The organism is Mesorhizobium sp. WSM4846 (assembly GCF_055811415.1).
Map to the genome: position 1 here is coordinate 129,276 of NZ_JBVVPZ010000013.1, position 12,335 is coordinate 141,610.

Here is a 12,335-nt window from a genome sequence, read left to right on the forward strand (position 1 = left end):
GCCAGTTCCGAGGCAGGGAAATCGCTAATGCGTGTGGACAAGTGGTATTTTTTTGGTATTGTTTTCTGGATTGGAGGGAAAGCGGATGGCCGAAACGCGCACCGAAGCGCTTCACCAGAATGCCGAGGGGCTGGACATCCAGGCTCCGGACGCCATCCTTTCCTCTTTGGCCAACGCGCAGATCGAGGCCGCCAAGGCGGTGCGCGGTGCCGTTCCGGCCATCGCCAAAGCCGCCGAGATCATCGCCAGCCGGCTGAACAGCGGCGGCAAGCTCGCTTACGCGGCAGCCGGCAGCTCGGGCCTGATGGCGCTCGCCGATGCGCTGGAGCTGCCCGGCACCTTCGGCATTCAGCGCGACCGTATCGCCATCCTGATCGCCGGTGGCGACGATGCCTTCAAGGCATTGGCCGGCGGGCCGGAGGACGACACCGAAGAAGCCTCGGCAGCGGTTGCCGCTGCCGGCATCGGCGAGGGCGACTGCCTGATCGCGGTCTCGGCCAGCGGCTCGACACCCTATGCGGTCAGGGCGATCGAGGACGCCAGGCGCCGCGGCGCGGCGACCATCGCCATCGCCAACAACAAGGATGCGCCGCTGCTTCGGCTGGCCGACATTGCCATCCTGCTCGAAACGCCGCCGGAGCTGATCGCCGGCTCGACGCGCATGGGTGCCGGCACCGCCCAGAAGATCGCGCTCAACATGCTGTCGACGCTGGCCGCCATCCATCTTGGCCATGTCCATGACGGCTACATGGTCAACCTCATGGCCGACAACATCAAGCTGCGCGACCGCGCCGCCCGCATCGTCGCCGCCATCAGCGGACGCGACAGGGACGATGCGGCGCGCCTGCTCGAGATCAGCGGCGGCGCCGTCAAGACCGCCATTCTGCTCGCCGCCGGCGCCGCCAGCGCCGATGCGGCGCAGAAGATACTGGAAGGCACCGGCCAGAAGCTGCGCCCGGCGCTTTCCGCGATCGAGGGGAGCATGGGGCGGAAAGCCTCTGTTCTCAAAACCGAACCTGAAAAAGGTCAACAGGGAGACTGAGCATGACAACCAAACTACTGACGGCACTGCTTCTCGGCACCAGCATTCTCGGCTCGGCCGGAATGGCCTATGCCCAGGACGTAACGCTCAACATCGAAAGCTGGCGCGGCGACGACCTTGCCATCTGGAAGGACAAGCTGATCCCGGCTTTTGAGGCCAAGAACCCGGGCATCAAGGTGGTGTTCGCGCCGTCGGCGCCGACCGAATATGACGCCGCGCTCGGCGCCAAGCTCGCCGCCGGCTCGGCCGGCGACCTGATCACCTGCCGCCCGTTCGACAAGTCGCTGGAACTGTTCAAGAAGGGCAATCTCGCCGATATCTCGACGCTGCCCGGCATGGAGAATTTTTCCGACGTCGCCAAGGCCGCCTGGCAGACCGACGACGGCAAGGCGAGCTTCTGCGTGCCGATGGCTTCCGTCATCCACGGCTTCATCTACAACAAGGACGCTTTCGACCAGCTCGGCATCAAGGTGCCGACGACCAATGAGGAGTTTTATGCCGCTCTCGACAAGATCAAGGCCGACGGCACCTACATCCCGATGGCGATGGGCACCAAGGACCTCTGGGAAGCCGCGACCATGGGCTACCAGAACATCGGCCCGAACTACTGGAAGGGCGAGGAAGGCCGTCTGGCGCTGATCAAGGGCGAGCAGAAGCTGACCGATCCGCAGTGGGTCGAGCCTTTCAAGGAAGTGGCCAAATGGAAGCCCTATCTCGGCGACGGCTTCGAGGCGCAGACCTATCCGGACAGCCAGAACCTGTTCACCCTCGGCCGCGCCGCCATCTACCCGGCCGGCTCGTGGGAGATCGGCCTGTTCAACACCCAGGCGCAGTTCAAGATGGGCGCGTTCCCGCCGCCGGTGCAGAAGGCCGGCGACACCTGCTACATCTCCGACCACACCGACATCGGCATGGGCCTCAATGCGGCGTCGAAGAATGCGGATGCGGCCAAGACCTTCCTGACCTGGGTCGCCTCGCCGGATTTCGCCACCATCTACGCCAACGCGCTGCCGGGCTTCTTCAGCCTGAACAACACCCCGGTGAAGATGGAAGACCCGCTGGCCCAGGAATTCGTCTCCTGGCGCGACAAGTGCAAGTCGACGATCCGCTCGACCTACCAGATCCTGTCGCGCGGCACGCCGAACCTCGAGAACGAGACGTGGGTTGAATCGGCCAACGTCATCAACGGCACCGTCACGCCGGAAGCTGCCGCCAAGAAACTGCAGGACGGCCTCGACAGCTGGTATAAGCCGGCGAAGTAAGGGCGCGCGCTATCTCCCCCCTCGAGGGGGAGATGTCGCCGGAGGCGACAGACGGGGTCGGTAAAGGCAGGCCGCGACCTGATCGTTGCCGGAAGGCGCGGTCGAAAACACGATGACGCACTGCCTTGGCCGACCCCACCCGCCTCGCTTCGCGAGGCACCCTCCCCTCGAGGGGGAGGGAGGCGCCGCGCCCTTTGGCGGCAATCGCAAGAACCTGATCGGCGGGGACCGAACGCATGGCCGCAGCACCGAAACGACCGTTCCGCTGGCATATCGTCGTCTTCCTGGCGCCGGCGGTGCTGGTCTATACGGCGATCATGATCCTGCCGCTGGCCGGCACGCTGCAGCTCTCGCTGTTCCGCAGCATCGACCAGGCCCAGGTCTTTGTCGGGTTCGAAAACTTCCGCAGGCTGTTCGGCGATCCCAACTGGTCGGTCAATTTCTGGAACGCGCTGCGCAACAATGTCTGGTTCTTCATCATCCACATGATCGTGCAGAATCCGATCGGCGTGCTTTTGGCCGCACTGCTGTCCAGCCCGCGGCTGAGATTCTCCGCCTTCTACCGCACCGCGATCTTCGTGCCGACGATCCTGTCCTTCGTCATCGTCGGCTTCGCCTGGAAGCTGATCCTGTCACCGCTGTGGGGCGTGGCGCCGAACCTGATGGATCTTGTCGGCCTCAAAAGCCTGTTCACGCCGTGGCTCGGCAAGGAACAATATGCGCTGACCACGCTCAGCCTGATCTCGGTGTGGCAGTTCGTCGGCATCCCGATGATGCTGATCTATGCCGCGCTGCTGTCGATCCCCGAGGAGGTGATCGAAGCCGCCGAATGCGACGGCATCACCGGCATGGCGCAGTTCTGGAAGATCAAGCTGCCGCTGATCCTGCCGTCGATCGGCATCATCTCGATCCTCACCTTCGTCGGCAATTTCAACGCCTTCGACCTGATCTACACCGCGCAGGGCGCGCTGGCCGGACCGAATTATTCGACCGATATTCTCGGCACCTTCCTCTACCGCGCCTTCTTCGGTTTCCAGCTGCAGGTCGGCGATCCCAACATGGGCGCGGCGATCGCCACGATGATGTTCCTGATCATCCTTGGCGGCGTCTGCGTCTACCTGTTCCTCGTCCAGACGCGCCTGCGTCGCTATCAGTTCTGAGGGGGCGATATGAGCACGGCAACCCACTCCCTGCCCCGCACCATCGGCGCCCATGCGGTGCTGTTGACCTACACGGTGATCGCGCTGTTTCCGGTGATCATCGTCATCATGAACTCGTTTAAATCCCGCGCGGGCATCTTCGGCGCGCCGCTGACGCCGCCGACCCCGAAAACCTTCGACCTGATCGGCTACACCACCGTCATCGGCCAGGGCGATTTCATCCATTATTTCCAGAACAGCCTTGTCGTCACCGTCGCCTCGCTGTTCTTCGTGCTGCTGTTCGGCGCGATGGCCGCCTTCGCGCTGTCGGAATACCGTTTTCGCGGCAATTCGCTGATGGGGCTTTACCTCGCCCTCGGCATCATGATCCCGATCCGCCTCGGCACCGTCGCCATCCTGCAGCTGATGGTGGCGAGCGGGCTGGTCAACACGCTGACGGCGCTGATCCTGGTTTATACGGCGCAAGGCCTGCCGCTCGCTGTCTTCATCCTGTCGGAGTTCATGAAGCAGGTCTCCGACGATCTGAAGAATGCCGGACGCATCGACGGCCTGTCCGAATACACCATCTTCTTCCGGCTGGTGCTGCCGCTGGTCAGGCCATCGATGGCGACGGTCGCCGTCTTCACCATGATCCCGATCTGGAACGATCTGTGGTTTCCGCTGATCCTGGCGCCGTCCGAAGAAACCAAGACGGTGACGCTCGGCGCCCAGCTGTTCCTCGGCCAGTTCGTCACCAACTGGAACGCGATCCTGGCCGCGCTGTCGCTGGCGATCATGCCGGTGCTGATCCTCTACGTCATCTTCTCGCGGCAGCTGATCCGCGGCATTACTTCGGGAGCCGTCAAGTGAGCTCAGAAAAACCTCTTCGTGTCGTCGTCGCCGGGCTCGGCAATATGGGCCGCAGCCATGCGCTGGCCTATCATACCAACCCCGGCTTCCAGATCGCCGCACTGGTCAACCGTTCGGATGTGCCGTTGCCGGGCGGGCTTTCCGGCTATGGCATCAGGCGCTCCTTCGACGAGGCGCTGCGCGACGAAAAACCAGATATCGCCTGCATCGCCACCTATTCCGACAGCCATGCCGACTATGCGGTCAAGGCGTTCGAGGCCGGCTGCCATGTCTTTGTCGAAAAGCCGCTGGCGACGACGGTGGCGGATGCGAAACGCGTCGTCGCGGCAGCCAAGGCCAACGGCAGAAAACTGGTGATCGGCTACATCCTTCGCCATCACCCGTCCTGGATCAGGCTGATCGCCGAGGCGCGGAAACTCGGCGGCCCTTACGTGTTCCGCATGAACCTCAACCAGCAATCCTCCGGCCATAGCTGGCAGACGCACAAGCAATTGATGCAGACGACGTCGCCGATCGTCGATTGCGGCGTGCACTATCTCGACGTGATGCTGCAGATCACCGACGCCAGGCCGGTCGAGGTGCGCGGCATGGGGCTGCGGCTGACCGACGAGATTGCGCCCACGATGTACAATTACGGCCATCTGCAGGTGCTGTTCGACGATGGTTCGGTCGGCTGGTACGAAGCCGGCTGGGGGCCGATGATCTCGGAAACCGCCTTCTTCGTGAAGGATGTGATCTCGCCCAACGGCTGCGTGTCGATCGTCATGAAGGAGGGCGTCAGATCCGACGACATCGACACCCACACCAAGACCTCGACCATCCGCCTGCACAGTGCGGCGACCGGCGCGGACGGCAAGTTCGCCAAAGCGGATGAGATGCTGTCGATGGAAGGCGAACCCGGCCATCAGGATCTCTGCGATCGCGAACAGGCTTTTCTGCTCAAGGCGATCCGCGAGGATATTGATCTGACCCGCCACATGGACGACGCGGTGAAGTCGCTCGCCGTCTGCCTTGCCGCCGACGAGAGCGTGCGCAGCGGGAAGGCGGTGCGATTGTGACAGGGGAATTTTCGTCAGGGATAGCGCTCTACAGCGCCCCCACATTCCAATCCGGAGGAACGCCGTGGGCTCGCTGAATATCGAGAATGTGAAGAAGGCGTTTGGGCCGGTCGAGGTGCTGAAAGGCATCAACCTCGAAGTGACCGATGGCGAATTCGTCGTCTTCGTCGGCCCCTCCGGCTGCGGAAAATCGACGCTTCTCAGGGTCATCGCCGGGCTGGAGGATTCGACCTCGGGGCGTGTGGTCATCGACGGTGCGGACGTCTCCGCCACCCCGCCGGCCAAGCGCGGCATCGCCATGGTGTTCCAGACCTATGCGCTCTACCCGCATCTGACGGTGAAGAACAATATGGGCCTCGGCCTCAAGCAGGCGGGCACGCCGGCGGCCGAGATCGACCGCCGCATCGGCATCGCCTCCTCGATGCTGTCGCTGGAGCCCTATCTCGCTAGGCGCCCGGCCGAGCTGTCCGGCGGCCAGCGCCAGCGCGTCGCCATCGGCCGCGCCGTGGTGCGCGAGCCCAAGCTTTTCCTGTTCGACGAGCCTTTGTCCAACCTCGATGCCGCACTGCGCGTCAACACCAGGCTGGAGATCGCGCAACTGCATCGCCGGCTGAAGGCGACGATGATCTACGTCACCCACGACCAGGTCGAGGCGATGACGCTGGCCGACAAGATCGTCGTCCTCAACGCGGGCAAGATCGAGCAGATCGGCGGCCCGATGGAGCTTTACAATTCGCCGGCGAATGAGTTTGTCGCCGGCTTCATCGGCTCGCCGAAGATGAATTTCGTCGACGGCGCCAGGCTTGGCGAGACGGCCAAGACCATCGGCGTCCGGCCAGAGCACCTGACCGTCGATGCGAAATCCGGCGCCTGGAAAGGCACGGTCGTCCATGCCGAGCATCTCGGCGCCGACACCAACCTCTATCTCGACTGCGAGAAGGCCGGCCTGATCACCGTGCGCATTTTTGGCGTCTACAACGCCGAACCGGGCGCCACGCTTTATGCGACGCCGGATCCGGCAAGGACCTACCGGTTCGGAGCGGATGGCAAGGTGCTGAAGTAGCGCCCCTTTTTCCTTCTCCCCCTGTGGGAGAAGGTGGATTGGCGCGCAGCGCCGAGACGGAAGAGGGGTGTTGGACGGAGTGCTGTCAGTACCAAGCTGGAGCACCCCTCATCCGACCTCGCTTCGCGAGGCCACCTTCTCCCCCAAGGGGAGAAGGCAGAGCGCCGCTACTCGTCCGCCTTGAACGTCTGCTTCTGCATGCCCAGCCCTTCGATGCCGAGCTCGACGACGTCGCCGGGCTTCAGGAACACCGGCGGCTTCATGCCCAGCCCAACGCCGGGCGGCGTGCCGGTCGAGATGATGTCGCCGGGATGCAGCGACATGAACTGGCTGAGATAGGAGACGAGGTAGGCGACGCCATAGACCATGGTCTTGGTCGAGCCGTTCTGCATCGTCTTGCCGTTGACCTTCAGCCACATCGGGATGTTCTGCGGGTCCTTCACCTCGTCCTTGGTCACCAGCCACGGGCCGATCGGCCCGAACGTGTCGCAGGATTTGCCCTTGGTCCACTGGCCCTGCCGCTCGGCCTGGAAGGCGCGCTCGGACACGTCGTGCGCGACGCAGTAGCCAGCGACATAATTTAGCGCCTCGGCCTCGGTGACGTATTTCGCGGTCCTGCCGATGACCACGCCAAGCTCGACTTCCCAGTCGGTCTTGACCGAGCCGCGCGGGATCAGCACGTCGTCGTCAGGCCCGACGATGGCCGAGCTTGCCTTCATGAAGATGATCGGCTCCGGCGGCACGGTGGCGCCGGTCTCGGCGGCATGGTCGGAATAGTTGAGGCCGATGCAGATGAATTTGCCGGTGCCGGCGACGCAGGCGCCGATGCGCGGATTGCCGGAAACCGCCGGCAGCGATTGCGGATCGAGCTTCGACAGCGTTTCGAGCGCTGCCGGGTCGAGCGCCTTGCCGGCAATGTCGGTGACATGGGCGGAGAGGTCGCGGATCGTTCCATCCGCATCGAGCAGGCCGGGGCGTTCGCTCCCCGCCTCGCCATAGCGCAGCAGTTTCATTCTTTTTCTCCTAATTGCGACCCAGAGGTCGTTTGCAAACTCGCTCCGCTGCGGCGAATGGCGTGGTTTTCGAGAACCGGAGCGGAGCGTCCTTAAAGTACGTGAGCCTAGGCAAGCGCAGAAAACCGCGCTAGTCGCCCGAGAGTTTTCAAATGGCCTCTTAGATCGACCAGCCACCGTCGATATTATAAGCCTGCCCCGACGTATAGCTGGCGCCGGCCAGATAGACAGCGAGATCGGCGATTTCCTCTGGTGTGCCGAGGCGGCCCATCGGCTGGCGGGCGATGAAGGCGGCGCGGGCCGCCTCGTAGTCGCCCTGCGCATGCATGCGGTCCTCCAGCGACGGGCTTTCGACCGTGCCCGGGCAAATGGCGTTGCAGCGTATGCCCTTGCCGACATAGTCGGCGGCGACCGATTTGGTCAGGCCGATGACCGCCGCCTTGGTCAGCCCATAGACGAAGCGGTTGGGCACGCCCTTGGTCGAGCCGGCCAGCGACGCCATGTTGATGATCGAGCCGTCGCCGCGCTCCAGCATGCCGGGCAGCACGGCGCGGATGGTGCGGATCATCGAGCGGACGTTGAGGTCGTAGGCAAAGTCGAGGTCGGCGTCCTTCATCTCGAGGATCGAGCCGGAGTGGACGAAGCCGGCGCAGTTGAACAGCACATCGACGACGCCGATCTCGGCAAAGGCGTTTTCGACCGCCCCGTCGTTCAGCACGTCGAGCTTGCGGGTCTTGATGCCAGGGGTCTTGCCGAGTTCGGCGAGCATCACCTCGTTGATGTCGGTGGCGTGGACAACAGCGCCCGCCCTGGCGAAAGCCAGCGCGCTCGCCCGGCCAATGCCTTGCGCTGCCGCCGTGACGACAACGATCTTGCCTGCCAGATCCGCCATGCCTTTTTCTCCCTCTGTGGCCGCCCGGCTTTTACCGGCACGCGGGCAAGGCGCAATGTGCTAGCTACCCTGCCGCCTGTTCCGATGTTCGCCTGCTGTCAAATGTTTTTTCTCGGTAAAGAACATCTTTTGGCCCGTCAAGCCCGGACGCTTCTCGTCCGACGGCGCGCAGGGCGAAGATGGCTCAATCGCCGTAGGGCACCCAGACGTTCTTGACCTCGACGGCATGGCGCAGCAAGGCATCGCCGGCGGCCTCGCTCGACGCCCAGTCGAGGCTGCGGCCGTTGCCGGTCCAGACGCGCTTGAGATTGCCGACGGAGTCGGCTTCGGCCCTGGCGCAGGTCTCGGCATCGGCGAAAACCCAGAGCCCGTCGACATCGTCATGCCTGGCCAAGACGCCGGCGAGCTCGGCGCCGCGGCCGGTGACGATGTTGATGGCGCCGGCCGGAACGTCGGAATATTCGATGACCTGGTAGAGATCGGTAGCAAGCAGCGGATATTTTTCCGACGGCACCGCGACCACGGTGTTGCCCATGGCCAGCGCCGGCGCCACCAGCGAGATCAGGCCAAGCAGCGGCGCATTGTCGGACGCCACGATGCCGACGACGCCGACCGGCTCATGCAGCGCCAAAGTGACGGCGCGGGCCGGCGGCTGGTGGACGCGGCCCTCGAACTTGTCGGCCAGGCCGGCATAGAGGAACAGCCGCTCGATCGATTGGTCGACCTCGTCGCGAGCCGCCTTGGCGGTGGCGCCGGTGAGCTCTGTGAGACGCGCGGCAAATTCAGCGGCGCGGCCGGACAGGTTCTCGGCCAGATAATACAGCACCTGGCTGCGGTTGTAGGCGGTCGCCTCCGGCCAGGCCTTGCAGGCACGTGCAGCCGCGACGGCATCGCGAATATCCTTGCGGCTGCCGAGCCCGACCTCGCCGGCAAGCTTGCCCTTGGCGGTGGCGACGGCAAGCGAATAATTGCCGTCCGGCCGCACCTGCTTGCCGCCGATGAACAGCTTTGCCGTGCGGTCGATGGCGTCGCCTTCCGCCCGCTCGACAGGTTTTGTCGTAGCCGGTGCCGGCTTGATGGCCGGGCCGAGCGGCAGCTTTGCCGAGAGATATTCGAGCATGCCCTCGCGCCCGCCTTCGCGGCCAAAGCCGCTCTCGCGATAACCGCCAAAGCCGCAGGCGGCGTCGAACATATTGGTGCCGTTGACCCAGACGACGCCGGCCTTCAATTGCGGCGCGACGTGCAGCGCGAGGTTGACGTTCTCGCTCCACACCGAGGCGGCCAGCCCGTAGCGCGTGTTGTTGGCGAGCTCGATCGCTTCCTCGGTGTTGCGGAAAGTCATCGTCGCCAGCACCGGGCCGAACACCTCTTCCTGCGCCAGGATGTTGGCCGGCGAAACGCCTGTCGCCAGCGTCGGCAAATGGTAATGGCCGGAGGACGGCAGCGCCACGTCCGGCTGCCAGCAGACGGCGCCCTGTCTGGCGCCTTCGGCGACCAGCCCCTTGACGCGATCGAGCTGGGTCAGGTCGACCAGCGGGCCGATATCGGTGTTCTTGTCCAGCGGGCTGCCGACGCGCAGCCGGCTCATCCGCGTCTTGACCTTGGCTATGAAGGCCTCGGTGATGCCTTCCTGCACCAGCAGGCGCGAGCCGGCGCAGCAGACCTGGCCCTGGTTGAACCAGATGCCGTCGACCAGTCCCTCGACGGCGCTGTCGAGGTCTGCGTCCTCGAAGACGACGAAGGCCGATTTGCCGCCAAGTTCCAGCGATATTTTTTTCCCCGACCCGGCAGTGGCTTTGCGGATGATCTTGCCGACCTCGGACGAGCCGGTGAAGGCGATCTTCTGGATGCCGGGATGGTTGACGATTGCCGCGCCCGCCTCCGGCCCGCCCTGGACGATGTTGACGACGCCCTTCGGCACGCCGGCGCGCTCACAAATCTCGGCGAACAGGATGGCGGTGAGCGGCGTGAACTCGGCCGGTTTCAGCACTATCGTGCAGCCGGCGGCGAGCGCCGGCGCGATCTTCCACGCCAGCATCAACAGCGGAAAGTTCCACGGGATGATCTGGCCGACGACGCCGACGCCCTTCTGATCCGGAAAATCCCTGTCCAGCGCCTGCGCCCAGCCGGCATGGTGGATGAAATGGCGGATGGCCAGCGGCACGTCGATGTCGCGGCTTTCGCGGATCGGCTTGCCGTTGTCGATCGATTCCAGCACCGCAAACAGTCGCTGGTGGCGTTGCATGGCGCGGCCGATGGCGTAGAGAACTTTGGCGCGTTGATAGCCGGCGGATGCGGCCCATTTCGGCAGCGCCTTTGTCGCGGCCGAAACCGCCGCATCGATATCGGCAGCACCGGCATCCGACACCTTGGCCAGCAATTTTCCCGAAGACGGGTCGCTGGTATCGAAGGTCTTGCCGCCGCCGGCTGCTTTCCAGTCGCCGCCGATGAACAGCGCTTTGGAAAAATCACGCGCGGCAAGCCAGGCATCGGCCGCATTGCGCGCCTCCGGCGCCGGGCCGTAGTCCATGGCATGATAGCGTTCGAGAATATTCATCAGGCGCTCCCGATAGTCACGCCATCGCGTGGCGATGATTGGCCGAATAGTGACCGGTCAGGTGATGTTCGAGCTGGCGCTCGATGTCGGTCAAAAGGCTCGATGCACCGAAGCGGAACAGGTCCGGCTCCAGCCACCGCCGGCCAAGCTCCTCCTTCATCAGCACCAGCCAGTCGAGCGAGGCTTTTGCCGTTGAAATGCCGCCGGCCGGCTTGAAGCCGATGAGGTAGCCGGTCTCCTCGAAATAGGCGCGGATGGCGCGCACCATGGCGAGGCCGACCGGCAGCGTCGCGTTGACGCTTTCCTTGCCGGTCGACGTCTTGATGAAATCGGCGCCCGCCATCGTCGCCACCATCGACGCGAGCATGACGTTGCGCAGCGTGGCGAGGTCGCCGGTGCCGAGGATGACCTTGAGATGCGCCTCGCCGCAGGCGGCGCGCATCGCAACGATCTCGTTGTAGAGTTCCTGCCATTTCGCGGCAAAGACCAGGCCGCGCGGAATGACGACGTCGATCTCGTCGGCGCCGTCGCTCACCGACGCTTCGATCTCCTGCAGCCGCGTCGACAGCGGGGTGAGGCCGTGCGGGAAGGCGGTGGAAACGGCGGCGACATGGATGCCGCTGCCGCGCAGCGCGTCGACGGCGGTGGCGACGAAGGGATGGTAGACGCAGACCGCCGCCGGGCGGATCTTTTCACCTGCAATGCCGAGGCCTTCGACGATGTCGCGGCGGAACGGATTGACCGCCTTGGCGCAGAGCCGGCGCACGCGCTCGTCGGTGTCGTTCGAGTTCAGCGTGGTCAGGTCCATGCAGGCGACGGCGCGCAGCAGCCAGGCTGCCTGGTTGTCGGCCTTGATCGAGCGCCGCTTGGTCAGGCTGGCAACACGCCGTTCCAGCGCCGAGCGGTTGACGCTGCGCATCGATTCCATGAAGCCGAGATCGAGCTTCATGCCGGGGTTGCGGGCAATGCCGTGCGCTTGCGGCGCCGGCGCATTGGCGGCGGTGCGCGCCGGCAGCGGCGTGATCTTGGGTCCCAATCTGTCGGCACTAAGATCGGCTTCGCGGCTGGTGCTGCTCATCTCCTGCCCTTTCGTTCGACGACTTGTGCCGAAGATAGCCCGTGAAGCAGCGCTTCACGAGTCCTTCAGGCGGTCATAACGGAAAAAGCCTGCTGTGACATCAGCCGAAGCGCGGCGGCGTAGAATGAAAGCAGCAGCGATCCTTCACACCCCCGGGGCATCAGAAAGGCCTGCAACATTTGCGATTAGCCGTAAGCCCCCATGCCTTCGTCATCCTAGGGCGAAGCAAGGAGCGAAGCAAGGAGCGAAGCGACGCGGCGCAGACCCTAGGATCCATGCCGCTACGCCAGCCGGAGAATGCAGCGGCTCAGGATAAATGCTGATCTGTAGCGATCCTTGGCGCCCCCCTCTGTCCTGCCGG

General features: G+C 64.3%; 10 protein-coding genes. 6 read left to right on the top strand and 4 right to left on the bottom strand.

Annotation, left to right across the window (positions count from 1 at the left end):
* Positions 1-85 precede the first annotated feature (85 nt).
* The 6 genes from AC0L15_RS14070 (at position 86) to AC0L15_RS14095 (ending at position 6,434) form a co-directional block, all read left to right on the top strand.
* Entirely contained in the window at positions 86-1,042 is a 957-nt protein-coding gene (locus tag AC0L15_RS14070) for an N-acetylmuramic acid 6-phosphate etherase (protein WP_473496495.1), read from the top strand.
* Positions 1,043-1,044: 2 nt separating this feature from the next.
* Positions 1,045-2,304: an ABC transporter substrate-binding protein gene (locus tag AC0L15_RS14075; RefSeq protein ID WP_473496496.1), complete on the top strand. Its 1,260-nt coding sequence runs from the start codon at positions 1,045-1,047 to the stop codon at positions 2,302-2,304.
* Between the two features lie 236 nt (positions 2,305-2,540).
* Entirely contained in the window at positions 2,541-3,464 is a 924-nt protein-coding gene (locus AC0L15_RS14080; protein ID WP_473496497.1) for a carbohydrate ABC transporter permease, read from the top strand.
* 9 nt (positions 3,465-3,473) lie between these two features.
* Positions 3,474-4,313, top strand: coding sequence for a carbohydrate ABC transporter permease (locus AC0L15_RS14085; RefSeq protein ID WP_023801468.1), 840 nt, complete (start codon positions 3,474-3,476; stop codon positions 4,311-4,313).
* Positions 4,310-5,371: a Gfo/Idh/MocA family protein gene (locus AC0L15_RS14090; protein WP_473496498.1), complete on the top strand. Its 1,062-nt coding sequence runs from the start codon at positions 4,310-4,312 to the stop codon at positions 5,369-5,371. The genes AC0L15_RS14085 and AC0L15_RS14090 overlap by 4 nt, the downstream gene beginning before the upstream one ends.
* 64 nt (positions 5,372-5,435) lie before the next feature.
* The gene (locus AC0L15_RS14095; RefSeq protein WP_292183460.1) at positions 5,436-6,434 is read left to right on the top strand and encodes an ABC transporter ATP-binding protein; all 999 of its coding nucleotides are present in this window, start codon (positions 5,436-5,438) and stop codon (positions 6,432-6,434) included.
* A gap of 167 nt (positions 6,435-6,601) precedes the next feature.
* On the opposite strand, the gene AC0L15_RS14100 is transcribed toward AC0L15_RS14095, so the two are convergent.
* From AC0L15_RS14100 to deoC, 4 genes are all read right to left on the bottom strand, one after another.
* Positions 6,602-7,447 (bottom strand): fumarylacetoacetate hydrolase family protein, encoded by an 846-nt coding sequence (locus AC0L15_RS14100; protein ID WP_473496499.1) that lies wholly within the window; start codon positions 7,445-7,447, stop codon positions 6,602-6,604.
* Positions 7,448-7,607: 160 nt separating this feature from the next.
* Positions 7,608-8,339, bottom strand: a complete 732-nt coding sequence (locus tag AC0L15_RS14105; RefSeq protein WP_473496500.1) for an SDR family oxidoreductase — start codon at positions 8,337-8,339, stop codon at positions 7,608-7,610.
* A 184-nt stretch (positions 8,340-8,523) separates the two neighbouring features.
* Positions 8,524-10,896 (bottom strand): aldehyde dehydrogenase family protein, encoded by a 2,373-nt coding sequence (locus tag AC0L15_RS14110; RefSeq protein ID WP_473496501.1) that lies wholly within the window; start codon positions 10,894-10,896, stop codon positions 8,524-8,526.
* A gap of 16 nt (positions 10,897-10,912) precedes the next feature.
* The gene (gene deoC, locus AC0L15_RS14115) at positions 10,913-11,974 is read right to left on the bottom strand and encodes a deoxyribose-phosphate aldolase (protein ID WP_473496502.1); all 1,062 of its coding nucleotides are present in this window, start codon (positions 11,972-11,974) and stop codon (positions 10,913-10,915) included.
* Positions 11,975-12,335: the final 361 nt, after the last annotated feature.

What these genes read in the sequence shown, in the direction of transcription:
- deoC (WP_473496502.1), bottom strand. Translation starts at nt 11,974, where the DNA reads ATGAGCAGCACCAGCCGCGAAGCCGATCTTAGTGCCGACAGATTGGGA.
- AC0L15_RS14105 (WP_473496500.1), bottom strand. Translation starts at nt 8,339, where the DNA reads ATGGCGGATCTGGCAGGCAAGATCGTTGTCGTCACGGCGGCAGCGCAA.
- AC0L15_RS14085 (WP_023801468.1), top strand. Translation starts at nt 3,474, where the DNA reads ATGAGCACGGCAACCCACTCCCTGCCCCGCACCATCGGCGCCCATGCG.
- AC0L15_RS14110 (WP_473496501.1), bottom strand. Translation starts at nt 10,896, where the DNA reads ATGAATATTCTCGAACGCTATCATGCCATGGACTACGGCCCGGCGCCG.
- AC0L15_RS14070 (WP_473496495.1), top strand. Translation starts at nt 86, where the DNA reads ATGGCCGAAACGCGCACCGAAGCGCTTCACCAGAATGCCGAGGGGCTG.
- AC0L15_RS14100 (WP_473496499.1), bottom strand. Translation starts at nt 7,447, where the DNA reads ATGAAACTGCTGCGCTATGGCGAGGCGGGGAGCGAACGCCCCGGCCTG.
- AC0L15_RS14075 (WP_473496496.1), top strand. Translation starts at nt 1,045, where the DNA reads ATGACAACCAAACTACTGACGGCACTGCTTCTCGGCACCAGCATTCTC.
- AC0L15_RS14080 (WP_473496497.1), top strand. Translation starts at nt 2,541, where the DNA reads ATGGCCGCAGCACCGAAACGACCGTTCCGCTGGCATATCGTCGTCTTC.